Genomic DNA, 22578 nt, shown 5'->3' with positions numbered 1-22578 from the left:
GTTTATCCTCGAAGATCCCGGTGTGCAGCCTCACTGGATGCAACGCATACCCTTGGCGGAGCGTCTTTGAGGCAGTATGGATACGCGCATCGCGCACACACCCCTCGATCTTGGTGAGGAGCCTATGCCCACCCCCGATCTCCCGACCCCCATGTCCATGACCCGGCGGCGCGCGCTCACCGCGCTCGGCCTGGCCGGCGCGGGTGTCGCCGGAGTGGCCGGCCTGGCTGCCTGCACGGGCGACAAGTCGCCGATCTGGAACGGCTCGAACGGCGACGGGGACTCCCCGGCCGAGACGCCGCCCAAGGCGACGGTCACCATCAGCGGCCCGGCTGCCGATGCCAAGGACGTCCCGGCCAGCGCAGAGATCGTGTTCGCCGCGACCGAAGCGGTGGACACCACGGTCTCGCTGAAGGACGCCAACGGCGCCGAGGTGAAGGGTGCCATGCACCCCGACGGCAAGGGCTGGCTGCCGGAGAAGTCGCTGGCCTTCGGCACGGCGTACACCGCGACGGTGACCGCGACCGGCGACGACGGCAAGGCCGCCACCGCCACGACCACGTTCACCACCATGGCCAAGCCGTCCAAGCTGGTCGGGTTCAGCAGCTTCCTGGCCGACAACGCCGTCATCGGCGTCGGCATGGTGCTGATCTTCCGGACCAGCCGGGACATCGCGAAGGCCGACCGGGCCGCGGTGCAGCGGCGGCTGCTGGTGGAGACCCAGCCGTTCCAGGAAGGCATCTGGACCTGGTACACCGCTCGCGAGCTGCACTTCCGGCCGAAGGCGTTCTGGAAGGCCGGCACGAAGATCAACGTCAGCGTGCGGGCCGGCGGCCTGCCGATGGGCGGCGGCTACTACGGCCGGCGTGACTCGACGCTGGTCTGCACCGTGGGTCCGGACCTGCAGCTGCGGGTCGACGACAAGACCCACAAGATGACGGTGCACAAGGACGGCAAGCTCATCCGGACGATCCCGGTCAGCCTGGGCCGCCCGAGCATGCCGTCGTCCAGCGGCACGATGATCATCATCGAGAAGAAGCGGAACACCGTCTTCGACACCATGGACGCCCCTAACCCGGCCAACCGCTACCGCACTCCGGTGGAGTACGCCCAGCGGATGACCTGGGGCGGGGAGTTCATCCACGCCGCCCCGTGGTCGACGCAGCACCAGGGACGCCGCAACGTGTCGCACGGCTGCGTGAACGTGTCCATGGCGAATGCCGCCTGGCTGTTCGCGAACACGCTGGTCGGCACGCCGATCACCACCAAGGGCACGCCCCGCGAGCTGGAGTACGGCAACGGCTGGACCGACTGGGACAAGTCCTGGGAGCAGTACGTGAAGGGCAGCGCCATCCCGTACGTGGCCCCGGCCGAGCCGACGCCGGACCCGTCGACGGCGCCGTCCACCGACCCGTCGGCGACCCCCTCTGCAGGCCCCTCGGGCACCCCGAGCGCCTGACGACGAGCAGCGAAAAGCCCCGGCGGGATTTCCCGCCGGGGCTTTCTCGTATGGGGTGATCGACGGGACTTGAACCCGCGACCCCCGGGACCACAACCCGGTGCTCTACCAGCTGAGCTACGACCACCATCGCACGCCGCTGACCGTGTGGCCGCGGCGACTGACCAATGATAGCCATACCCCCCGGCACCACGTCGAGCGGGTATCGCTGTGTCTCCCGCTACTCAGGGAAGGATCATCGTCGCGGCGATGCGCTTGGCCTCGTCGACGTCCGGTCCGGGCTGCGGCACGAAGATCGCCTCGCGGTAGTAGCGCAGCTCGCGGATGCTCTCCCGGATGTCGGCCAGGGCCCGGTGGGCCAGCCCTTTCTCCGGCTGGCCGAAATACACCCGGGGGTACCAGCGGCGGCACAGCTCCTTCACCGACGACACGTCGATCATGCGGTAGTGCAGGTGCGTGTCGAGGCGGGGCATGTCCCGGACGATGAAGCCGCGGTCGGTGGCGATCGAGTTGCCGCACAGCGGCGCGGTGCGCGGGTCGGTGACGTACTTGGTGACGTACTCCAGCACCATGTCCTCGGCCTGCTCGACCGTGACCGTGGACCGGCGCACCGCCTCGGTCAGGCCCGATTTCTCGTGCATCTGCTTCACCACGTCGACCATGCCGTCGAGGGCGGCGTCGTCGGTGTGGATCACGACGTCCACCCCGTCGCCCAGCACGTTCAGGTCGGCATCGGTGACCAGGGCGGCGACCTCGATGAGGGCGTCGCTGCCCAGGTTCAGGCCGGTCATCTCACAGTCGATCCATACCAGATGGTCGGCGCTTCGCAGATCTCCCACCGGCACAGCGTACGCCGTAAGGGCGCACTGTCAGTGTCGCCACTGTCGAGCCCGGGGTGTGCCCCGGTGACCGGCGTGGCGGATAGGGTGTCGACCATGTCTCAGGTCCGCACCCGCGACCCGCTCGTGCGGGTGCTCACCGTCGTCGCCGTGCTCGCGCTGGCCGCCGTGGCGTTCTGGCGGCTGCGGGTGGAGCACGACTTCTTCGACCTGAAGATCTACATGTCCGCGGTGAACTGGTGGGGCGACGGGCACGACCTGTACGACTACGCGCAGCCCGACCGGGTGCAGGGCGCGCTGTACTTCACCTACCCGCCGTTCGCGGCGCTGCTGCTGTTCCCGTTCGGCCTGCTCCCGCTGGGCGTGACCCAGGCGCTGTTCACGCTGGGCACCGTGGCGGCCGTGGTGGTCACCACGTACTGGCTGGTGGCCCCGCTGGCCCGGCGGCAGGGCTGGCCGGCCTGGTATGCCGTCGGCATCGCCGCGCCGCTGGTGCTGGTCATCGAGCCGCTGCGCGAGACCATCACGTTCGGGCAGATCAACCTGCTGCTGATCGTGCTGATCATGTTGGACCTGCTGGTGCTCGGGCCGCGCGGCTCGAAGTGGACCGGCGTCGGCATCGGCGTGGCCACCGCGCTGAAGCTGATCCCCGGCCTGTTCATCGTGTACCTGCTGGTCACACGGCAGTGGCGGGCGGCGTTCACGGCGATGGGCGCGGCCGCGGGCGTGACCCTGCTGGCCGCCGCGATCGCGCCGCGGGCCTCGTGGGACTTCTGGACCTCGGCGCTGTGGGACACCGCCCGGGTGGGCCGGCTCGACTACACCGGCAACCAGTCGTTGCAGGGCCTGCTGGCCCGGCTGGTCGCGCCGGAGCAGCCCGCGAAGTGGCTCTGGCTGCTGCTGGCCCTGGCGGTGCTGGGCTTGGGCATGTGGCGGGCGGCGCGGGCGGGCCTGGCCGGCGACGCGGTCACCGGGCTGGCGCTGACCGGCCTGGTGTCGGGGCTGATCAGCCCGATCACCTGGCCGCACCACCTGTACTGGTTCGTGCCCGCGATCGTGACCCTGGTCGCCGCGGCGCAGCATGCCGGGGACGGCCGCCGGTGGGGCTGGCTCGCCTTCGCGGCCGGGACGTACGCCGTCTGCGTGATCGGGGTCGTCTCGGTGGTGGACTGGGGTGTGGCCGCGGTGCCCACCGACACGGCGGGACTGTTCCTGGCCCGCAACGCCTACGTCCTGCTGAGCCTGGTGCTGCTGGTCTTCCTGCCGATTAATCGCCCAGGGGATTATCCCACGTCAAGAGCTGTTTAGCCAGTCTTGTCCGTTCTGACGGTTTTACCGTAACGTGAGGGGCAGGGACAACGTCTCCCCCGGGACAGGTCCCCAAGTGGTGACACCGTTCCCCCGGTGAGAGCGGCCCGTACGCCGGTACGTGCGGGCCGCTCGACTTGTCCCTCAGACCCGCTGGCGCGGACGATCCAGCCGCAGCTCGCAGCCCGGACGGGGCAGCCACTCCCGCAGGAACTCCTCGGTGAGCACCTCCCGGACCGGCTCGGTCGCGCACAGCGTGCCGCGCGGCGGTGGCCACGGCAGCTCGGGCCCGGCGACGGTCCGCATCGCGGGCACGGCAGGCGTGGTGGAGTCGGCGGTGCGCACCGCCACCGTGTCATCGAGCGCCGCACCCGGCCCTGTGGCGGCCTGCACGCAGGTGACCAGCGGCGTCGTGGCCGGGCCCGTGTAGGGCGCGCCGGCCCACGGAACGGTCAGCGGTGCGTGCCCGGCCGGGTCGCGGTCCGCCCGCACACCTGGGTCGCGTTCCAGCGGCGTGCGTACGCCCGGCGCGGGTTCCTGCGGCGCACGCTGCTCGGGCGCGAGCGGCAGGGTGACCGCCTCGGTCTGCCCGGACAGCACCGGCCGGGTGTCGGTGGACAGCAGCGCGGTCAGCGCGCCGTCGCCGGTCGTGTCGGCCCGGTCGGCCGGTTCCTCGGCCACCCGAGCGGGCCAGGACAGGGTCACGAACGCCAGGATCAGCAGCACCATGCCGAGGATGAGCAGGCCCCAGGAGGCCGAGCCGAGCCAGCTCGCGCCGAGCGCCACATCCAGGACCGCCGCGTCCGACGGCAGCGCCGGCCCGGCCGTCACCGGGATGTCCCGCAGCACCACCACCAGGGCCAGGTGCCGCCCCCGGTCCAGTTGCGGGTTCCAGGACAGCGAACCCAGCCCCTGCCGCAGCCAGAACCCCTGGGCGAGCGGGTCGCGCGGGTCCCGGCCGGGCGCGTCCATCCGGTTGGTGCGCAGCGCCACCGGCCCCGACCCCACGACCGTCTGCGCGACCTCGGTGTACCGGACGCCCGCCAGGTACGCGGCGACCTCGTCGGGGGCTGCGACGCCGATGAACGCGGGCGTGTTCGCCGAGCTCGCGGACAGGCGCAGGGTGGTCGCGCCGACCCGCGCGTACGGCACGTCGCGTTGCAGCAGCGCGTCGAGGTCCGGCACCACCAGCACCCGGTTCGGGTCCTTCGGCGGCACGATCGGGGCGTGGAAGGCCCCGTCGGGGCTGTCGTGGCCGGACAGCCAGGCCGCGCCGCCGCCGGCGGCCAGCGCGGGCACCGCGACGAGCAGGGCCAGCAGGCCGACGAGAAGACGAACAGCGCGCATCGGGTGTCCTCCCAGGGCTCGCCGGCGGGGTGGCGAGGCTCTCCGCGCGCCGCTGAGGCCAGGCGCGCTCTCCTGGGACAACGCGGCCGGGCACCCGGCAGATGCGGGCACCCGGCCGATGACGACCATGCGGATGACTAGCGCACAGGCTCCTTGCGGGTACGCGCCAGCGCCAGTCCGGCGAGGATCAGGGCCAGCACGCCGGCGATCAGGCCGGCCACGCCGTACCAGTCGGTGCTGCTGCTCTTGGCGTCCCCGACGGCGAGGGTGTTGTTCGTCGCCGTGGTGGCCGCCGCGCCGGCCGCAGCGGGCAGCAGCGTCAGCACCGGAGCCGGGTTCTCCGGCTCGGCGCCGTCGCCCGCCGGCGGGTCGATCCAGCGCACCACGACGCCGTCGGAGTAGGTCTGCAGCGTCTTGAAGACCATCTTGTCGACCTTGGGCAGCGGGCCCATCGACACCGGGAACTCCTGGAACTGGCCCGGCTTGACCGCCGCCTCAGGTGAGGTCGCGGTCCAGGTCAGCGTGGAGACGACCTCGCTGACCGGGCTGCCGTGCACCTCGATCGGCGTGGCCAGTTTGCGCTTGGCCACGGCCACCGTCCAGCCGGGCACCGGCATCGTGGTGACCGACGCGACCGGGGCGTCCTCCGGCAGGTACACCTCGATCTTGGTGGTGTTGGTGTCGTCGGACTCGTTCGGCACCCGGAACGCCACGCGGGCGTAGCCGCCCTGCACGGCCTCCTTCGGGTTGACCGTGACGTGGGCCGACGCGGGCACGGCGACGGCCAGCAGGCCGAGCACCGTCGCCGCGACCACACCGAAACGGCGCGTCATCTTCATGCCAGGGACCTTTCGTACGGCTCGACGTGAGCGCTATGAGATCGGCACCGTCGCGGTGACCGAATCCTGATCGATCTCGGAGAGGCGAAGGGTGAAGCGCAGCTGCCAGTCTCCGGGCGTGGGCAGGGTGACCTGCCCGCTGGCGTGGTTGTCGGTGAGCTTGAGCAGCGGGAACGTGACCGGCTCGATGCCCGCCGAGGGCAGCGCCGCGGTGGCCTTCCACTCCACCACCGGCAGCGGCGAGCCGTCGGCCTTGTACGCGTACAGGTGCACCGCGTTGTCACCCAGCTTGGCCGGGTCGACCTCCACCTGCAGCGTGTACAACGAGCTGGTCAGGGTCGTGGAGTAGATGACCGGCTGGGCGGGCAGCTGCGCGGTCTCCTGGGCGGTGCGCGCCGGGGTGGTCTGCGTCAGCGCCCCGGTCACCGCCAGCACGACGGCCGCGATGGCCAGCTCGGTGGTGACGATGCGGCGCAGCGGGCGCGGGTTGTCGGCGGCCCCGTTGTTGGTCCACCGCCGGGCGAAGTAGGCGGCGACCAGGATCAGGCCCACCAGCACGATCTTGGCGATCATGATCTGGCCGTACGTCGTGTCGATCAGCGCCCGCGGCGTGCCGATCTGGATCAGGCCGGACACCACCCCGGCCAGCAGCACGGTCGACACGGCCAGCGCCGCCCAGCGCGACCAGATCGGCAGGATCGCGCCCAGCTCGCGGTGGTCGGCCTGGCGCAGCAGGAACAGCGCCAGCATGAGCAGGCCGCCCAGCCACACCGCCGCCCCGGCCAGGTGCAGCGCGTCGACGACCACCGACACGGCGGGCACCGGTGAGGCGGCCGGGTGCCCGGCCAGCGGCCAGGTCAGCGCGGCCCCGGCGGCCACCGCGAGCAGCAGCACCCGGTCCACGACGCCGTCGCGCCCGGCCAGCAGCGGGCGCACCAGGAACGCGGCCACCGCCAGCAGCGCCAGCCGCACCAGCAGCGCGATGCCGTACTGGCTGCCCAGCACGTCGCCGAGGTCGCTGCCGGTGGCGCCGAACAGGCTGCCGCCGGTCGAGTACGGGGCCTGCAGGTACAGGCCCGCCAGGGTGGCCAGGGCGACCACGCCGAAGCCGGTCCACATGACGCGGCGCGGGCCGCGTTGGCTGAGCCGGGCCGGCCACAGCAGCGTCAGCACCAGCACCGGACCGACCAGCAGCACCAGCCCGGCGTACCCGATCGCCTTGCCGACCGCGATCAGGTTGCGGATCGTGGTGTCGACCTTCTCCTCCGGCAGCGCCGCCGGGGTGGCCGACGGCGCGCCGACCGAGAACGTGAACCCGCCCGGGATCGGGTGGCTGTCCGCGGAGATCACCCGATAGCTGACCAGGTACGTGCCCTTGGGGGCGTCCTCGCGCAGCCCGATCTTCAGTACGTTGCCCTCGACCGACGGCTTGCCGCGGTCGGCCCGCTGCCCGTCCGGCCCGATGATCCTGATCTTGTCGGCGACCGGCGACACCGGCTCGCTGAACGTCAGCGTCACGTCCCGCGGGGCCTCCGGCACCACCGACCCGGCGGGCGGGCTGGTCCGCAGCAGCGCCGCATGCGCGTACGCCGGCGACCCCGGCAGCAGCGTCAACGCCAGGAACGCCACGACGGCGAGCAGCGCCCGCATCCTGCTCCGGCCGCGCCGCGCCCGGTCCTCGATCGTCGGACCTGCCTGGCAGACGTGCGTATCTTGACCACTCATTCGCACACTTGCCGGGCAAGTCGAGTGATCGAGGGGGGAAGGGGCAGTCATGTGACTCACGGGGCGACCGTAACGGGGCGGGCGGGTTCGCGCGAGATGGCAGTGGTGCGGCTGAGCGCCCACAGGAGCCCGGCCTGCACCAGGGCGGCGGCGTGGCCGATCTCGTGCGCCAGCGCGGTCACACCCTCGGCGACGTCGAAGGCGCTGGTCATGATCAGACAGGCGGCGAGCACGAAGGCCACCGGCACGAACGCGCGGGCCCGCTCCGGCCGCCACGCGGCCAGCGCGAACCCGACCGCCAGCGCGATGTCGAACGAGGCCGCCTCCCGGCCGGTGTGCAGGCCGCCGCCGCCCGCGAACAGCGCGGGCAGCGCCAGCAGCACCTGGACCGCGGCGGTCGCCCCGAGCGCGACGCGCAGGATCTGCCGCCGCCCCTCGGCCTGCCGCCGGGCGGCCCGTGCCGCGCCGTCCCGCTCGGCCGCGACCGCGGCGAGGATCGGGGCGGTCAGGTCGGGCACCGCGACCGCCTGCACCCGCACCGCGCGGGTGAGCTGCTCGGCAGCCCGTGACCAGGTACGGCAGTCCGGGCAGCCGACCAGGTGCGCGTCGAGCGCGTCCGGTGCGAGCCCGGCCTGCGCGGCCCACGCCTCGGCCTCGCCGTCCAGCCGCGCGGACAGGCCGACCCGCACCTCGTCGCAGTTCGTCATGGGCGGGTAGTCGCCGCCGACCGCCGTTCAGTTCCCGGCGGTGGCGCGGGACACGCGTGCCGTCACCGCCCGGAGTGTGCCCGACCGGCGGTTAGGCTTTGTCCCCGTGCCCCCCGTGCCACGTGACGACACGCTCCCGGACGACGGTGTCCCCGTCGACCCGGCTACCGAGTGGGCGCTGGCGGCACGGACCGGCGATCCCGTCGCCCAGGCCGCCTTCGTGCGGTCCACCCAGGCCGAGGTGTGGCGGTTCGTCGCCGCGCTGGTCGACCCGGGCAGCGCGGACGACCTCACCCAGGACACGTACCTGCGGGCGTTCCGGGCGCTGCCCGCGTTCGAGGGCCGCTCGACGGTCCGCACCTGGCTGCTCGGCATCGCCCGGCGCACCTGCGCCGACCATCTGCGTACGGTGGTAAGGCAGCGCCGGCTGGGCGTGCGCCTGGCCGCACAGGTGCTGACGAGCGGGCCGCACCCGGACCCGGCGGGCCAGGTCGGGGCGGCACAGCTGCTCGACCGGCTGTCGCCGGAGCGCCGGGAGGCGTTCGTGCTCACCCAGCTGCTGGGCTTGTCGTACGAGCAGGCGGCGGCGGTGCAGGAGGTGCCGGTCGGCACGATCCGGTCCCGGGTCGCGCGCGCCCGCGCCGAACTGGTGGACGACGTCGTTAGCGCCTTAGCCGCCTGAGGCGGCACGCGGGGGCGAAGGAGGAGAGCGATGGACGAGCGCACCGGCTGGCATCGGGCACAGCCGTGGGTGAGCCTGCTGGTCAGGCTCGGTCTGGCCGGGATCTTCCTGGTCGCGGGCGGGCTCAAGGTCACCGACCTGGCCGCCAACGGCCGCGCCGTGAACGCGTACCAGATCATGTCGTACGACGCCGCGATGGTCGTCGGCGCGGTCCAGCCCTTCGTGGAGATCGTCGTCGGCCTGCTGCTCCTGGTGGGCCTCGCCACCCGGCTGGCGGCTTGGCTCTCGGCGGGCATGATGGTCGCCTTCATCGCGGGCATCAGCTCGGCCTGGGCCCGCGGCCTGAACATCGACTGCGGGTGCTTCAGCAAGGGCGGCCAGCTGCCGCCCGGGGTGACGCCCAACTATCTTCCGGAGATCTTCCGGGATGTGGCCTTCCTGGCGATGGCCATCTTTTTGATCATCTACCCGGTCAGCCGTTTCTCCCTCGACGCACGACTGGATCGACCGTTCTCCGCCGGGGTGCCGGCGGAAGACGACGTGCTGGAGGAAGACAGTGACGAATCGACCGACCACACCGCGCCGCGCCGCGAGCGCGCCTGATCAGGGGACGCGGGCATGAGCAGCCGGAAGGATCAGAACGCGGCTGCCCGGATGGTCCGGGACCAGATCGCCAAGGAGCAGCGCCGCAAGCGCACCATGTGGATCTCCATCGCCGCGGTGGCCGCACTGGTCATCGCGGGCCTGATCGGCTGGGGCATCTACGCGGGCAACAAGACGACCGACTACACCGCCCCGAAGGGGGCCAACGCCGCCGGCAACGGCATCAGCACCGGCAGCGGGCCGGTCGTCGTCGACGAGTACGTCGACTTCCTCTGCCCGCACTGCAAGAGCTTCCACGACGAGGCGTCCGCCTCGATCGCGCAGCTCGCCGCCGACGGCAAGATCACGCTGGTGACGCACCCGGTGGCGTACCTCGACGGCGCGTCCACGAACCGGTACTCCACCCGCTCGTCGGCCGCCTCCGGCTGCGCCGCCGAGTACGGGAAGTTCACCGAGTTCTCCAACGTGCTGTTCGCCAACCAGCCCGCCGAGGGCGGGGCCGGACCCAGCGACGATGATCTGATCGTGCTCGGCAAGCAGGCCGGGCTCGGCGACGACTTCGCCCAGTGCGTACGCGACAAGCGCTTCCTCACCTGGACCAGCCACGTCAGCGAGGAGGCCGGCCGGGCCGGGGTCACCGGCACCCCGACCGTCCTGGTCAACGGCAAGCCCGCCCAGGCCAGCGCGGCGCAGATCGCCGCCGCGGTGGCCGCGGCCGCCGGCGCCAACCCGTCCGCGAGCACCAGCTGACATGAGCTGAGCAGGAGCAGATGACACCCCTCACGGCACAGCGGGTGGGCGCGGTCCTCGGGACCGCGCTCACCCTGCTGCTCACCCTCGCCACCCCCGCCGCCGCGCACGGGGCCGACGCCCCCGACGCCACCAACTACCGCACCGCCATCACCGGCACGCCCGACCTGCCCGGCCTCGAAGTGATCACGATCGAGGCTGGCGCGCGGCTCCAGCTGACCAACCACAGCGGCAAGCCGGTCGAGGTCCTCGGCTACAGCAATGAGCCCTACCTGGAGGTACGCCCCGACGGGGTGTACGAGAACATCCACTCCCCCGCCACGTACCTCAACATCACCATCGCGCACGTCGACCCGCCCGCGCACGCCGACCCGACGGTGGCCCCGGAGTGGCGCAAGGTCAGCGACGAGCCGGTGTACCGCTGGCACGACCAGCGCGCCATCTGGACCGACCCGGCCGAGCCGCCCGCCGTCGCCACCGCACCCGACCAGCCCCACCGCATCCGCGAGTGGACCGTGCCGATGCGCACCGAGGTCACCCCGTTGCAGGTCACCGGCACCCTGGACTGGGTCCCGCCGCCGAACCCCGTGATCTGGTGGATCGCCGCCGTCGCCGGCGCACTCGCCGTCGCCCTGCTCGGCCTGGTGCCCGGCCGCCCCCGCCCGATCACGGTCGCGCTGTCCCTCAGCGCCATCGCCGCCGGGGTGCTCGCCCTCGCCTACGCGGTCGCGCGCGAGATCGACGCGGGCAACCGCACGCCCGGCCCGATCCTGCTCGAACTGCTCACGGTCCAACTGTGGGCCGTGGTCAGCGCGCTGGCCGCGATCGCCGCCGGGGCGTACTCGCTGTCCCGCCGCGCCGCGGGCGACTTCGCGCTGGCGCTCGGCGCGGCCGCGGTCGGCCTGTTCGCCGGGATGGTCAACGCGGCCGTCTTCCACCGCTCGATCGCCCCGGTCCCCTGGGGCGACACCGCTGCCCGCATCGCCGTCGCCATCGTGATCGCCCTCGGCGTGGGCGTCGCCGCGGCCGGCATGCTGCGCCTGCGCGGCACCACCTCCGGCACCCCCGACGCCACCTCCGCCGACACCACCGGCACCGTCCCCGACGTCACCGCGAACCCGACCGCCGACGCCCCAACCCCCACCACCCAGCCCTAACCCCCAACCCACCGCCGCCCAGCGCCCTCGCCGCGCTCCGCCGCGCCGCGCCGCCGCGCCCCGAATAGACGCTGGCCTATCTGGATGAGAATTCGCCGATCGAACTCATCCAGATAGGCCAACGTCTATGAAAAGCAGGGTGCGCGTGCGCGTGCGCGTGCGCGTCGGAGTGGGGCGCGTCAGGGCACGGGGACGGCGAAGCCGTACGGGAGTTCCAGCCGGTGGCGGGCCAGCAGGTCGGCGTCGGACAGCAGGTCACGGGTCGGGCCGTCGGCCACGATGCGGCCGTCGTCCAGGATCACCGAGCGCGGGCACAGCTGCAGCGCGTACGGCAGGTCGTGCGTCACCATCAGCAGCGTCACGTCCAGCCCGAGCACGATCTCGGCCAGCTCGCGCCGCGCCTGCGGGTCCAGGTTGGACGACGGCTCGTCCATGACCAGCAGATCCGGCCGCATCGCGAGCACTGTCGCGACGGCGACGCGGCGGCGCTGCCCCAGCGACAGGTGATGCGGGGCCCGTTCCTTGACGTCGCTCATCCCGACCGCGGCCAGCGCCTCGTCGACCCGCGCCGCCAGCTCGGCCCCGCGCAGCCCCAGATTCGCCGGCCCGAACGCCACGTCCTCGGCGACCGTGGGCAGGAACAGCTGGTCGTCGGGGTCCTGGAAGACGAGCCCGACGCGGCGGCGGATCTCGGCCAGGCCGGGCCGGTCCTTCGGATCGACGGTACGGTCGCCGACGGCCACCGTGCCGGAGGAGCCGGTCAGGCCGGACGCGGGCAGGATGCCGTTGAGGTGCAGGACGAGGGTGGTCTTGCCGGCGCCGTTCGGGCCGAGCAGGGCGACCCGCTCGCCGGGTTCGATGTGCAGGCTGACGCCGTGCAGCGCCTGGTGGCCGTCGGGGTAGGCGTAGCGCACGTCGTCGAGCAGCAACGCGGTCATACCAGGAACCTATCCGTGAGCAGGACCAGGACGGCGAGCGCGGGCACCGCGGCCCCGACCGCCCACTGCCGGGCGGTGGCCGTGCTGCCCTCGTGCAGGGCTGCGGGCAGCCGCCCGGTGTAGCCGCGCGAGCGCATGGCCAGGAAGACCCGCTCGCCGCGTTCGAACGCGCGCAGGAACAGGGTGCCGAGCCCGGCCGCGAAGCCGCGCACCTGCCACAGGAACCGGGGGTCGTCCAGCCGGGACAGCCGGGCGATGCGCATACGCCGCGCCTCGTCGGCGAGCACGTCCAGGTAGCGCAGCATGAACAGGGCGATCTGGGTGATCGCCTGCGGGGTGCGCAGCCGGTCCAGGCCGACGAGCACGTCGCGGGCCGGGGTGGTGCCGGCCATCAGCAGCGCGATGAGCACCCCGAGCGTGCCCTTGACCAGGATGTTCCAGCCGGCCCACAGGCCTTCCACGGCGACGGACATGCCGAGCACGTCGGTGCGGGGGCCCGCCGCGAAGAAGGGCAGCAGCACCGCGGTGGCCACGAAGGGCAGCTCGATGAGGCTGCGCCGGGCCAGCCACCCGGCGGGCACCCGGGCCAGCACCGCGAGTCCGGCGACGATCAGGGCGTACGCCCCGAAGGCGGGCAGCAGCTCGCGTGGCGTCGCCACCACCACGATGGTGAACAGCACCGACGCGGCGATCTTGACCTCGGGTGCGAGGTGGTGCACGGGCGAGTGCCCGTGCACGTACATCGGATGGGTGTGCCCGGCGCCCATGGCTACTTCTCCGCGGGCACGGGGGCAGGGGTCGGCTCGATCGCGGCGGCCTCGGCTGCCGCGTGCCGGCGGCGGCGCACCGACCAGAAGATCGCCAGGCCGACCGCGAACGTCAGCGCCACGCCGATGAGCCCGGCCAGGCCGGTCGCATTGTCCACGCCTTTGATGCCGTAGTCGGCCAGGAATGAGCCGCCGAGTTCGTGGTCGGCGGCGCGCTGCGCGATGCAGCTGCCGCCGGTGATCACCCCGTCGGCGTCGACGGTGCAGCCGGCGAGGGTGGTCGCGTCCAGGCCGTCCGGGGAGCCGGAGGCCAGGTAGCTGACGCCGCCGGCAAGCGCCGCGGCGACGGCCAGGCCGCCGAGCACGAAGACCCTGGTGGGCAGGCCGCCGGTCGCGGGGAGGTCCAGCCGCGCCCCGCGCAGCGCGTACACCAGGTCGGGGCGGACCTTCGCCACGGTGGTGACGGTGACCGCCGCGATGAGGCCCTCACCGATGCCGATCAGCGCGTGCACCCCGGCCATGGTCGCCGAGATCTGTCCGTAGCCGATGGTCAGCGGCACCTCGCCGCCGAGCACGAACTGCAGCACGAAGCCCTGCGAGGCGAGCACCACGGAGACGATCGAGGCGGCGAAGACGGCCAGGCCGACACCCGCGGCGGTACGCGGCAGCAGCTTCATGAGGGCGATCAGCACCAGGTAGCCGACGGCGGTGCCGAGCAGCGCCATGTTGGAGATGTTGAGGCCCAGCGCGCTGATGCCGCCGTCGGCGAAGACCAGCGCCTGCACGATCAGCACCACCGAGACGCACAGCGCGCCGACCCACGGGCCGACCAGCGCCGCGGCCAGCGCGCCGCCGAGCAGGTGCCCGCTGATGCCGGGCAGCACCGGGAAGTTGAGCATCTGCACCGCGAAGATGAACGCGGCCACCAGGCCGGCCATGGGCGCCAGCCGGTCGTTGAGGTCCTGACGCGCCCGGCCCAGGCACAGGACCAGCAGCCCGACGGCCACCACACCGTAGGCCAGGGAGACCGGGCCGCCGATGATGCCGTTGGAGATGTGCATCGCGATATTCACTCCGCCAGCCTAAGGTTGTTGCAAAGTACTTGCAATAAGCTGCGTCGGTCCCGCCCTCACCTGCGGCGTCCGCCGGCACGGATAGGGTGGCCGGTGTGACGGAGAACGTACGACTCGCACCCGGCGACGCCGCCCCCGACTTCAACCTGCCGACCGCCGACGGCAGCACGCTCAGCCTGTCCGACCTGCGCGGCAAGAAGGTCGTCCTGTATGCGTACCCGGCCGCGATGACCCCCGGCTGCACCACCCAGGCCTGCGACTTCCGCGACTCGCTCGCCTCGCTCACCGCCAAGGGGTACGCCGTGGTCGGCATCTCCCCCGACGCGCCCGCGAAGCTGGCCAAGTTCGTCGAGCGCGACGCGATCACCTTCCCGCTCGTCAGCGACCAGGACAAAGCCGTGCTCGTCAGCTACGGCGCGTACGGCGAGAAGAAGAACTACGGCAAGGTCGTGCAGGGCGTCATCCGGTCCACCTTCGTCATCGACGAGAAGGGCCACATCGAGCACGCCTTCTACAACGTCAAGGCCACCGGACACGTCGCCAAGCTCCGCCGGGATCTCAAGATCGACTGAGGTCACCGGAAGGCGGGGCCTGCATCACGGTCGTGGACGGGGATGCGCGAGAATACGGCGGGCAGCTGATGCCCCTGGGGCCGTAGCCCAACGGCAGAGGCACGCGGTTTAGGTCCGCGCCAGTGCGGGTTCGAATCCCGCCGGCCCTACTCTTCTCGCGCACCGCCGACCCTGTCGCGGCCGGTTCGCGGAATTCGCCGCCCGCAGGGAACGCGGATGCCGCCGGCCCGGTCTGTGTAAGGGAGCACCTCCCCGACGCAGGCACGTGGAATGAGGCGTGATGACTCTCGACGACCCGGCGGGCGCACCGCCCCGCCCGCGGCCGCGCGCCGCCGGCGCCTGCCTTGCCGCGGCCGTGCTGGTCGCGCTGGCCGGATGCGCCACGCCGCCCGCGGGCACGGCCTCGGCGCCGCCGGCCGCGTCCTCGACAGCACCCGCACCGCCAGACGGGAACACGACGACGGGCCGACCGCCCACCACGGCACGCGTCTCGCCGGTGGACTGGCAGCACCCGCGAACCCTGCCCGCGCGACCGGAGCCCGGCGTCGACTACCCCTACGATCTCTACGCCCACTGCGGCATCGAGTGGACATGGTTCGCCGGGGCGACCTGGCGGGCACGGATCCCGCTGGCCGAGCCGAGGACCCGGGTCGGGGCGGACGGCATCACCCGCTACTCCGGTTACGTGCCCGGCACGATGCGGCTGCTGGATCCGGACACGGCCGAGTTCACGGCGGACGACCGCCACATCGAGCCGACGCTCCCGCCGATCGTCTTCGAGCGCACCGCCGCACAGGCCCCGGGCTGCGATTAGGCCGCAGCGCGGCAGGGAGCCGCGTCAGCTCGGCCCGAGCGTCCGCAGGTGTTCGGCGGCGACGCGCTTGGGCACGCACATGCGCCAGGCGTCGATGATCAGCTCGCGCATCTCGTCCTCGTCGAGCGCGGCCATGCGCGCCTGCACCCAGTGGTAGCGCAGGTCGGACGTACGCGGCAGGAAGAACTTGTCCGGCTCGGCCGCCACCAGCGCGTCGCGGGCCTCCTTCGGGTAGCCGAAGCCCAGCTCCGCCTCGTCGGCCGAGAACGCGGCGAACACGATCTGCCCGACCCGGAACTTGACCCGGTCCCGCACCAGCGCCTCGTACGCCCGCGGCAGTGCCAGCGCCACCTGCCGCACCTGGTCCACCGTGACCATTCGCGCCCACCCCCGTTTTGCCCTGTGCCCGGCCTCGCGCCCACCAGTCTGCTCCGCACCGGTGACATTCCGCGCACGTCTTCGCAGAAGACGGCGTGTCTATTGACATATTTAACGGTGTTCCGAAAGGCTCGGTGCGCGAGTCCTTCGACACCCTGGAGGGGCAGTGAGGAAACTACGAGTCGTGGCGGTGTGCCTCGGCATGATCGGCGCCATCGCGCTGGTCGTGCCGGCAAGCGCGAAACCCGTCGGTGACAGCGATCGGGGCAGGAACCCGCTCGACGTTTATGTGGGAGAGCTGGATCAGAAGCAGCTGGACGCGCTGCGCAAGGCAGGCGTCGACAGTGAGGAGCTGCGGACCGCGCCGCTGGCGGGCGGCAAGGTGAAGGTCGAGGTCATCCTCTCCCAAGTGGAGGCTTCGCGCCTGGCCGGCCGTGGCGTGCCGCTGTCGGTGAAGATGATCCGCGGCCAGAAGGCGTCCGACGCGCTGCGCAAGCAGGCGCTGGCCGGCAACACCGTGTACCGGTCGTACAGCGAGGCCGGCGGCATCCGCGAGGAGCTGGAGAAGATCGCGGCGGACAACCCGGCCATCACCAAGCTGGTGACGATCGGGCACACCGTGCAGGGCAAGCCGATCCGGGGCATCAAGCTGTCCCTGGGCGCACGCTGGCTGCCCGACGGGACCAAGCCGTCGGTGGTCTACGGCGCCGCCCAGCACGCCCGTGAATGGATCACGCCGGAGATGGTGCGCCGGCTGCTGCACCACTACCTCGACGGGTACGGCAGCAACGCCGAGCTGACCAGCCTGATCAAGACGCGGGAGCTGTACTTCTTCCCGGTGGTCAACCCGGACGGCTACGACTTCACCTTCACCGAGGGCAACCGGCTGTGGCGCAAGAACCTGCGCGACAACAACGGTGACGGGCAGATCACGCCGGGCGACGGCGTCGACCCGAACCGCAACTACGCCTTCAAGTGGGGATACGACAACGAGGGATCCTCACCCGACCCGGCCAACGAGACCTACCGGGGCAGCGGCCCGAACTCGGAGCCGGAGAGCAAGGCGCTCGACTCGTTCTTCAAGCGGGTGCGCCCGGACTACTACATCAACTACCACTCGGCCGCGGAGCTGCTGCTCTACGGCACGGGCTGGCAGGTCAGCACGCCGACGCCGGACGACACCATCTACCAGGCGCTGGCCGGCGACGACGCGAACCCGGCGGTGCCCGGCTACGACCCCGACATCTCGGCGGAGCTGTACACCACCAACGGCGACGTCGACTCGCACATGCAGGCCAAGTACGGCACGCTCGGCTTCACCCCCGAGATGACGACCTGCGAGACGGTGTCGAACTCGATCCCGGACGACGAGTGGCTGGCCGAGGACTGCGCCAGCGGCTTCAACTTCCCGGACGACGAGGAGCTGATCCAGGCGGAGTTCGCCAAGAACATCCCGTTCGCCCTGTCGCTGGCCAAGTCGGCGGCGCGGCCGGACGACCCGGTGTCCGTGCTGGGCCACGTCACCCCGCACTTCGTGACCGACGCGTTCGACGTGTCGTACGGCCGCACCCAGGCCGTCGCCGCGACGATCCGCCGCTCGCTGAAGAACGTGAAGGTGCACTGGAAGATCAACGGTGGGGCGACGAAGTCCGGCTCCGTGAAGGAGTGGAAGGGCGGCGAGCGCTACGGCGACGAGAACGACGACTACTACGCCGAGTTCCGCGGCACGGTTACCGGGCAGAAGTCCGGTGACCAGGTCGAGGTGTGGTTCAGCGGGTTCTCCGTGACACCGGGACGGGCCGGGGCGGTCACCAGTGACCACTTCACCTACCGGGTGCACGACGACATCGGCGGCAAGGTGCTGATCCTGGCCGCGGAGGACGTCACCGGCATCAGCCCGGCGCAGGGGGTGACCACGGCGAAGTACGCCGCGGACTACGCCGCTTCGCTGAGCGCGGCGGGCTACTCCAGCGACGTGTACGACTTCGACGCCCAGGGCCGCAAGGCGCCGCACCACCTGGGCGTGCTGTCGCACTACAAGGCGATCGTCTGGGAGACCGGCGACGACATCATCCTGCGGTCCACCGGGCAGCCCGGCGGCACCGCGGCGAAGGCCGCGCTCGACATCGAGCTGGCCGTGCGCGACTACCTGAACGAGGGCGGCAAGCTGCTGCTCACGGGTCAGAACGCGCTGTTCGCGCAGTCGGCCGACGGGTCGTACTTCTACCAGCCCGACGCGCCGGCGCAGCCGGAGTGCACGGTGCGCGAGTACCCGTGCCTGCCGCTGCTGAACGACTTCATGCAGTACTACCTCGGCGCGTACACCTACGTCAGCGACGGCGGCACCGACCCGGACGGCGCGCCGTACGGGGTCGGCGGCGGCGCGGGCGCGTTCAGCGGCTTCTCGGGCACGCTCAACGGGACCGGATCGGCGGACAACCAGGCGCACACAGCCTCGTTCCTGACCACGTCGAGCTTCCTGCCACCGGCACAGTTCCCGCAGTTCAACAGTTCCGCTCCAGGGGACTGGCTGCGCCCGGGAGCGGCGCCGTTCGACCCGCGCACCGGCGCCTGGTACGCCTACAGCGACCGGGCGGACACCTCCTACAAGCGGCTCACCCGCACCGTGGACCTGTCCGGCAAGAGCTCGGGCGAGCTGCGGTTCTGGTCGTCCTACGACACCGAGCCGAACTGGGACTTCCTCTTCGTGGAGGTGCACCCGGTCGGTTCGGACACCTGGACCACGCTGCCGGACACCACCGGTCACAGCACCCAGGTGACCGGTGACAGCTGCGCGAGCGGCTGGGCCGACCTGCACCCGTTCCTGGCGCACTACCAGACGGCGGACTGCTCGCCGACCGGCACGACGGGCGCGTGGCACGCGCTGACCGGCCCCTCCGGGGGCTGGACGGAGCTCGCCTACGACCTGACCCCGTACGCCGGCCAGCAGGTGGAGATCTCGATCTCCTACGCGTCCGACTGGGGTACGCAGGGGCTCGGCGTGTTCCTCGACGACGTGACGGTCAGCGCCGACGGCGCGCCCGTCGCGACGACCTCGTTCGAGGACGGCTTCGGCGGCTTCACCGTCGCCGCGGCGCCGGACGGCTCACCGGCCGGCAGCAACACCTGGGTGCGCAGCCAGCAGGCGTTCGAGGAGGGTTCGATCGTGGTCACCCGTGACACGGTCTTCACCGGCTTCGGCGCCGAGGGCCTCACCCCGGCGCAGCGCGACGACCTGGTCAAGCGCTCGCTGAAGCACCTGCTCGGGTACTGACCTGGGTTAAGAAGGGCACCTTCTACAACGCATAGCGTTGTGAAGGTGCCCTTCCTTCTGCTCGGGCGCGGGTTCGTAGGATCTGGATCATGCGGTTTGAGGTGGATCCCGAGCTGAGCGACACGCTGCGCGACCAGATCATCGACATGTGGCTCGACGTCACGAACGCGGGCGGGGCAGTGGGCTTCGCCGGCCAGGTGACCCGGCACGACGTCGAGCCCGTGGCCCGTGCGACGTTCGACGGAATCGCGGCCGGGATCGACCGGCTGCTGGTCGGCTACGACGAGGACGGCGCCGTCGCCGCCATGCTGATCCTGGTGGACCAGCGGTTCAAGCTGTCGGCGCACTGGCGCACGCTGGGCCGGGTCATGGTGCACCCGCGCCGGCAGGGCCGGGGCGACGGCGCGGCGCTGATGCGCGAGGGCGAGCGCCTCGGCCGGGAGATGGGCCTGGCGGGCCTGCACATCACCGTGCGCGGCGGCATGGGCCTGGAGCGCTTCTACACGCCGCTCGGCTACCGGGAGGTGGGCCGACTGCCCGGCGCGCTGCGGGTGGCCCCCGGCGACGACCGCGACGAGATCAGGATGTGGCTGGACCTCAGCTGAGCCCGGCCGGGTCGGCGAACCGGCCGAGCACCTCGACCGCGTCGCCGACGCCGATCTCGCCGAGCGTGTCGGGGATCAGGTTGATACCGAACAGCAGCTTCTGGTCGACGCTGCGGTGGCGGGCCAGGGTGCGCAGCGGTTCGCGGCCGCGTACGCCGGTCTCCTGGTCGGTGGTGGTGACCACGCAGCGGCCGCACGCCTTCGCGGCCCGGAACACGACGGCGCCGATGCGCAGGCGGCGGCCGAGCCACTCGTCCTCGGCGAACGCCGCCGGGCCGTCGACGACGACGTTCGGCCGGAACCGGGCCATCGGCAGCGGCCCCTCGTCGGAGCCGGACTCGGCGATCCAGTCGTTGAGCCGGTCCAGCGAGGCGCTGTTGGCCAGCAGCAGCGGGTAGCCGTCGGCGTAGGAGACGCGGTCGGTGGGCAGGGCGTACCCGGGCTCGATCGGGCGTCGTGTCGCCGGGTCGTCCATCCAGACCAGCCGCACGTCACGGCCGAGTTCCTTGCTGAGCAGCGCGTCAGCCGCGGGACCGGCCGCGGTCGCCGGATAAGGCTCGTTCCACAGGGTCGAGTGCGTCACCGGGTCCGGTACCGGCTGCTCCACCAGCAGCGGCGCGGAGTCGGGGAAGGAGAGTTCGAGGCCGCCGACGACGGGCAGCACGCGCAGCAGCGCGAGCCTGGCGACCTCACGCTGGGTCACCTCCGCGCCGTCCGGATCGATGATCATCCAACGGCGGTCGCCGGCCAGGCCCCATGGCTCGACCGTCGCCCGCTGGTGATCCACCCGGCGGCAGCCCTTGATCGGGTACGTGTGCAGCGCGCTCACTCGCATGACGCGACGTTATCAGCGCGTCACGCGCCCGGCTGTCCGCTGCCGGACGCGCCCGGGTCAGCGCCAGGCCGCCCCGATGCCGTCGCCGGGATACCAGTGCTCCTTGGGCTGCTCGCGGAAGGCCAGGAAGCGGCGGCCGGTCTTCTCCGCGAGCCGCAGCAGCACGGTGGTGACGGTGACGTTGTCGGTGAGCAGCAGCGCCCGCTCGGACAGGTGCGGCTCGACCGCGGTGAACTCGCGCTGCTCGTGCCCGGCGCTGTGGTCGCTGTCGTGCAGGAACATGTCCACCGGGCGGTCCATCGCGGTCAGCGTCGCGATCGAGTCGCCGATGACCAGGTCCACCACGCCGGCCCACGGCTGCGCCTTGGCCAGGTAACCCGCCTCGGGGTTGATGTCCAGCGAGGTGACCCGGCCCGGGTGGCCCTCGGCCGCGTTGCGCAGCAGCGCCGCGGCCAGCACGCAGGTGCCCAGGCCCTTGTCCACGCCGGTCTCCACCACGTGCTGCGGCTTGCGTGCCCGCACCAGGGCGTACCAGCCGACCCGGCGCGCGTAGCGGACCTGCTTGTCGGCCAGGCCCCGGCGGGCCGCCCCGGCCGTCGTCTGCTCGATGTGGGTACGCAGTGCCGTGTCCGCGTCGATCTCCGCCATCCAGCCGCGCACGTCGGCGATGGACGCCTCGGCGACGATGCTGACGAACCAGGCGAGGTGCTCGCGGTTCAGCGGGGTCAGGTCGTAGGTGTAGTTGTGGTGCTCGCGGGAGGTCACCAGCCAGCGCGCGGACTGGCGCAGCACCTTGGCGTCGTGGCGGGCCACCCGCGCCAGCCGCCCTGGTAGCGCGGCCAGCGGGGCCAGCGCGGTGCGCGACACGGCACGCCTGATCCGAGTCCTACGGTCGGGCATGAGGGACGCACCTTCCACGGCGAACATGAATCCGTGTGCGAGTTCTATCATGTCCGACCGCCGCCGGGACAGACCCGAGATTGTCGCTGAATGAAATTTTGCATACAGTGTCGATGTGAATGTGGTGCCAACAACCGACGCGCCCACCGGGGCTGCGACCGGGGCGACAGCCGGGGTGCGCTCGCTCGTGCAGGGCGCCCGCCTGACCCCCACCCAGCGGCGCATCGCCCGCGAGCTCGTGCACCACGCCGACACCGTCGCCTACCTGTCCGCGGCCGAGGTCGCCGAGCTGGCACAGGTCAGCCAGCCGTCGGTGACCCGGTTCGCGATGGCACTGGGCTTCGACGGCTATCCCGCGCTGCGCCGCCGCCTGCGGGAGCTCACCGCGGGGCAGCGCGCCGGGACCGCCGCAGACAGCGACAACGACCTGCAGCGTGCCGTACGCGACGAGATGGCCAACCTGACCCGGCTCGCCGACCACCTGGCCGACCCGGCCGCGGTGCACGCCGCCGCCGGGCTGCTGGCCGCCAGCCGCCCGCTGCCCGTGGTCGGCCTGCGTGCCGCCGCCCCGCTCGCGGGCTACTTCGGCTACTTCGCCGCCAAGATCCACCCCGAGGTGCGGGTGCTGGACACCGGCGGCAGCATGCTCGCCGAGCGGCTTGAACAGTGCGCCGACTCCGGCGCGCGGGCCGTGCTGGCGTACGCGCTGCCGCGATACCCCCGGGAACTGCGCGACGCCCTCGGCGAGGCCCGCAGCCTGGGCCTGAAGGTGGTCGTGGTGACCGACTCGCCGGTCAGCCCCGCCGCCGACCTCGCCGACGTGACGCTCACCGCCGCGGTCGGCTCCCAGCTCGTGTTCGACCTGCACACCGCGCCCATGGTGCTGACCATGGTGCTGCTGCAGGCCATCAGCGACGTCGACCCGGCGGCCACCCAGCGCCGGCTCGAACACTTCGAGAGCTCGGCCACCCGCCGCAGCGTCTTCATGGAATAGGTAGGGGAAGCG

The 22578-nt window shown here is 72.0% G+C and carries 22 protein-coding genes, 2 tRNA genes and 1 pseudogene; 12 read left to right on the top strand and 13 right to left on the bottom strand.

Translation table 11 applies throughout. The annotated features are described in order from the left end of the window. The first annotated feature begins 124 nt into the window (after window positions 1-124). Window positions 125-1459 (top strand): Ig-like domain-containing protein, encoded by a 1335-nt coding sequence (locus F6W97_RS08955; protein ID WP_155369741.1) that lies wholly within the window; start codon window positions 125-127, stop codon window positions 1457-1459. Between the two features lie 51 nt (window positions 1460-1510). Here F6W97_RS08955 and F6W97_RS08950 read toward each other — a convergent pair. Together F6W97_RS08950 and orn are read right to left on the bottom strand one after the other, a co-directional pair. Continuing rightward, window positions 1511-1586 (bottom strand) — tRNA-His (locus tag F6W97_RS08950). Between the two features lie 97 nt (window positions 1587-1683). Continuing rightward, on the bottom strand, window positions 1684-2289 hold the full coding sequence (gene orn, locus F6W97_RS08945; RefSeq protein WP_155369950.1) for an oligoribonuclease: 606 nt from the start codon (window positions 2287-2289) through the stop codon (window positions 1684-1686). A gap of 105 nt (window positions 2290-2394) precedes the next feature. On the opposite strand from orn, the gene F6W97_RS08940 reads away from it, so the two are divergent. Further along, window positions 2395-3606, top strand: coding sequence for a glycosyltransferase family 87 protein (locus tag F6W97_RS08940; RefSeq protein ID WP_155369740.1), 1212 nt, complete (start codon window positions 2395-2397; stop codon window positions 3604-3606). 144 nt (window positions 3607-3750) lie between these two features. On the opposite strand, the gene F6W97_RS08935 is transcribed toward F6W97_RS08940, so the two are convergent. The 4 genes from F6W97_RS08935 to F6W97_RS08920 all read right to left on the bottom strand — a co-directional run bounded on the left by F6W97_RS08935 (window position 3751) and on the right by F6W97_RS08920 (window position 8224). Then, the gene (locus tag F6W97_RS08935; protein WP_155369739.1) at window positions 3751-4953 is read right to left on the bottom strand and encodes a hypothetical protein; all 1203 of its coding nucleotides are present in this window, start codon (window positions 4951-4953) and stop codon (window positions 3751-3753) included. Between the two features lie 137 nt (window positions 4954-5090). After that, entirely contained in the window at window positions 5091-5792 is a 702-nt protein-coding gene (locus F6W97_RS08930; protein WP_155369738.1) for a YcnI family copper-binding membrane protein, read from the bottom strand. Between the two features lie 33 nt (window positions 5793-5825). Beyond that, window positions 5826-7517 carry a copper resistance CopC/CopD family protein gene (locus F6W97_RS08925; RefSeq protein ID WP_155369737.1) on the bottom strand — a complete coding sequence of 564 codons (1692 nt, stop codon included), beginning with the start codon at window positions 7515-7517 and terminating at the stop codon, window positions 5826-5828. Between the two features lie 56 nt (window positions 7518-7573). Further along, complete coding sequence (locus F6W97_RS08920) at window positions 7574-8224, bottom strand: hypothetical protein (protein ID WP_155369736.1); 651 nt, start codon at window positions 8222-8224, stop codon at window positions 7574-7576. 106 nt (window positions 8225-8330) lie between these two features. Here F6W97_RS08920 and F6W97_RS08915 point away from each other — a divergent pair, with 106 nt between their 5' ends. From F6W97_RS08915 to F6W97_RS08900, 4 genes are read left to right on the top strand one after another with little or no spacing between them, the layout of a single operon-like run. Continuing rightward, window positions 8331-8906: a sigma factor-like helix-turn-helix DNA-binding protein gene (locus F6W97_RS08915; protein WP_155369735.1), complete on the top strand. Its 576-nt coding sequence runs from the start codon at window positions 8331-8333 to the stop codon at window positions 8904-8906. Window positions 8907-8936: 30 nt separating this feature from the next. Next, window positions 8937-9509, top strand: a complete 573-nt coding sequence (locus tag F6W97_RS08910) for a DoxX family protein (RefSeq protein ID WP_155369734.1) — start codon at window positions 8937-8939, stop codon at window positions 9507-9509. A gap of 15 nt (window positions 9510-9524) precedes the next feature. Next, window positions 9525-10259 (top strand): DsbA family protein, encoded by a 735-nt coding sequence (locus F6W97_RS08905; RefSeq protein ID WP_155369733.1) that lies wholly within the window; start codon window positions 9525-9527, stop codon window positions 10257-10259. Between the two features lie 20 nt (window positions 10260-10279). Next, the gene (locus F6W97_RS08900) at window positions 10280-11416 is read left to right on the top strand and encodes a hypothetical protein (RefSeq protein ID WP_196279032.1); all 1137 of its coding nucleotides are present in this window, start codon (window positions 10280-10282) and stop codon (window positions 11414-11416) included. 179 nt (window positions 11417-11595) lie between these two features. On the opposite strand, the gene F6W97_RS08895 is transcribed toward F6W97_RS08900, so the two are convergent. The 4 genes and pseudogenes from F6W97_RS08895 to F6W97_RS40510 all read right to left on the bottom strand — a co-directional run. After that, on the bottom strand, window positions 11596-12354 hold the full coding sequence (locus F6W97_RS08895; protein WP_155369732.1) for an energy-coupling factor ABC transporter ATP-binding protein: 759 nt from the start codon (window positions 12352-12354) through the stop codon (window positions 11596-11598). Next, on the bottom strand, window positions 12351-13121 hold the full coding sequence (gene cbiQ, locus F6W97_RS08890; RefSeq protein WP_155369731.1) for a cobalt ECF transporter T component CbiQ: 771 nt from the start codon (window positions 13119-13121) through the stop codon (window positions 12351-12353). The genes F6W97_RS08895 and cbiQ overlap by 4 nt, the downstream gene beginning before the upstream one ends. 2 nt (window positions 13122-13123) lie before the next feature. Further along, on the bottom strand, window positions 13124-13486 hold the full coding sequence (locus tag F6W97_RS40515) for a PDGLE domain-containing protein (RefSeq protein WP_230686547.1): 363 nt from the start codon (window positions 13484-13486) through the stop codon (window positions 13124-13126). 18 nt (window positions 13487-13504) lie between these two features. Beyond that, a pseudogene (locus tag F6W97_RS40510) lies at window positions 13505-14182 on the bottom strand (energy-coupling factor ABC transporter permease); the annotation flags it as partial. 107 nt (window positions 14183-14289) lie between these two features. Here F6W97_RS40510 and bcp point away from each other — a divergent pair. The 3 genes from bcp (at window position 14290) to F6W97_RS08870 (ending at window position 15580) form a co-directional block, all read left to right on the top strand. Then, window positions 14290-14766 (top strand): thioredoxin-dependent thiol peroxidase, encoded by a 477-nt coding sequence (gene bcp, locus F6W97_RS08880; RefSeq protein ID WP_155369730.1) that lies wholly within the window; start codon window positions 14290-14292, stop codon window positions 14764-14766. A 76-nt stretch (window positions 14767-14842) separates the two neighbouring features. After that, window positions 14843-14915 (top strand) — tRNA-Leu (locus F6W97_RS08875). Between the two features lie 131 nt (window positions 14916-15046). Further along, window positions 15047-15580, top strand: coding sequence for a hypothetical protein (locus F6W97_RS08870; RefSeq protein WP_155369729.1), 534 nt, complete (start codon window positions 15047-15049; stop codon window positions 15578-15580). A 24-nt stretch (window positions 15581-15604) separates the two neighbouring features. Here the strand turns inward: F6W97_RS08870 and F6W97_RS08865 are convergent, their stop codons facing one another. Then, a complete protein-coding gene (locus F6W97_RS08865) occupies window positions 15605-15958 on the bottom strand; it encodes an MmcQ/YjbR family DNA-binding protein (protein ID WP_155369728.1) in 354 nt (117 codons plus the stop codon). A 166-nt stretch (window positions 15959-16124) separates the two neighbouring features. Between F6W97_RS08865 and F6W97_RS08860 the strand changes: the two genes are divergently transcribed. Together F6W97_RS08860 and F6W97_RS08855 are read left to right on the top strand one after the other, a co-directional pair. Next, entirely contained in the window at window positions 16125-19232 is a 3108-nt protein-coding gene (locus F6W97_RS08860; RefSeq protein ID WP_155369727.1) for a M14 family metallopeptidase, read from the top strand. Window positions 19233-19321: 89 nt separating this feature from the next. Beyond that, window positions 19322-19837, top strand: a complete 516-nt coding sequence (locus F6W97_RS08855; RefSeq protein ID WP_155369726.1) for a GNAT family N-acetyltransferase — start codon at window positions 19322-19324, stop codon at window positions 19835-19837. On the opposite strand, the gene F6W97_RS08850 is transcribed toward F6W97_RS08855, so the two are convergent. Beyond that, a complete protein-coding gene (locus F6W97_RS08850) occupies window positions 19830-20672 on the bottom strand; it encodes an MOSC domain-containing protein (protein ID WP_155369725.1) in 843 nt (280 codons plus the stop codon). The two genes, F6W97_RS08855 and F6W97_RS08850, sit on opposite strands and share 8 nt — an antisense overlap. Window positions 20673-20729: 57 nt before the next feature. Beyond that, complete coding sequence (locus F6W97_RS08845) at window positions 20730-21572, bottom strand: class I SAM-dependent methyltransferase (RefSeq protein WP_155369724.1); 843 nt, start codon at window positions 21570-21572, stop codon at window positions 20730-20732. A gap of 124 nt (window positions 21573-21696) precedes the next feature. Between F6W97_RS08845 and F6W97_RS08840 the strand changes: the two genes are divergently transcribed. Next, window positions 21697-22566 (top strand): MurR/RpiR family transcriptional regulator, encoded by an 870-nt coding sequence (locus F6W97_RS08840; protein ID WP_407924562.1) that lies wholly within the window; start codon window positions 21697-21699, stop codon window positions 22564-22566. The last annotated feature ends 12 nt before the right edge of the window (window positions 22567-22578 follow it).

It is taken from the genome of Catellatospora vulcania, assembly GCF_009720385.1.
Lineage (GTDB): Bacteria > Actinomycetota > Actinomycetes > Mycobacteriales > Micromonosporaceae > Catellatospora > Catellatospora vulcania.
This window is presented reverse-complemented; position numbering and strand designations above follow the sequence as displayed.

What these genes read in the sequence shown, in the direction of transcription:
- F6W97_RS08955 (WP_155369741.1), top strand. Translation starts at nt 125, where the DNA reads ATGCCCACCCCCGATCTCCCGACCCCCATGTCCATGACCCGGCGGCGC.
- F6W97_RS08940 (WP_155369740.1), top strand. Translation starts at nt 2,395, where the DNA reads ATGTCTCAGGTCCGCACCCGCGACCCGCTCGTGCGGGTGCTCACCGTC.
- F6W97_RS08935 (WP_155369739.1), bottom strand. Translation starts at nt 4,953, where the DNA reads ATGCGCGCTGTTCGTCTTCTCGTCGGCCTGCTGGCCCTGCTCGTCGCG.
- F6W97_RS08930 (WP_155369738.1), bottom strand. Translation starts at nt 5,792, where the DNA reads ATGAAGATGACGCGCCGTTTCGGTGTGGTCGCGGCGACGGTGCTCGGC.
- F6W97_RS08925 (WP_155369737.1), bottom strand. Translation starts at nt 7,517, where the DNA reads ATGAGTGGTCAAGATACGCACGTCTGCCAGGCAGGTCCGACGATCGAG.
- F6W97_RS08920 (WP_155369736.1), bottom strand. Translation starts at nt 8,224, where the DNA reads ATGACGAACTGCGACGAGGTGCGGGTCGGCCTGTCCGCGCGGCTGGAC.
- F6W97_RS08910 (WP_155369734.1), top strand. Translation starts at nt 8,937, where the DNA reads ATGGACGAGCGCACCGGCTGGCATCGGGCACAGCCGTGGGTGAGCCTG.
- F6W97_RS08905 (WP_155369733.1), top strand. Translation starts at nt 9,525, where the DNA reads ATGAGCAGCCGGAAGGATCAGAACGCGGCTGCCCGGATGGTCCGGGAC.
- F6W97_RS08900 (WP_196279032.1), top strand. Translation starts at nt 10,280, where the DNA reads ATGACACCCCTCACGGCACAGCGGGTGGGCGCGGTCCTCGGGACCGCG.
- F6W97_RS08895 (WP_155369732.1), bottom strand. Translation starts at nt 12,354, where the DNA reads ATGACCGCGTTGCTGCTCGACGACGTGCGCTACGCCTACCCCGACGGC.
- cbiQ (WP_155369731.1), bottom strand. Translation starts at nt 13,121, where the DNA reads ATGGGCGCCGGGCACACCCATCCGATGTACGTGCACGGGCACTCGCCC.
- F6W97_RS08870 (WP_155369729.1), top strand. Translation starts at nt 15,047, where the DNA reads ATGACTCTCGACGACCCGGCGGGCGCACCGCCCCGCCCGCGGCCGCGC.
- F6W97_RS08865 (WP_155369728.1), bottom strand. Translation starts at nt 15,958, where the DNA reads ATGGTCACGGTGGACCAGGTGCGGCAGGTGGCGCTGGCACTGCCGCGG.
- F6W97_RS08855 (WP_155369726.1), top strand. Translation starts at nt 19,322, where the DNA reads ATGCGGTTTGAGGTGGATCCCGAGCTGAGCGACACGCTGCGCGACCAG.
- F6W97_RS08850 (WP_155369725.1), bottom strand. Translation starts at nt 20,672, where the DNA reads ATGCGAGTGAGCGCGCTGCACACGTACCCGATCAAGGGCTGCCGCCGG.
- F6W97_RS08845 (WP_155369724.1), bottom strand. Translation starts at nt 21,572, where the DNA reads ATGCCCGACCGTAGGACTCGGATCAGGCGTGCCGTGTCGCGCACCGCG.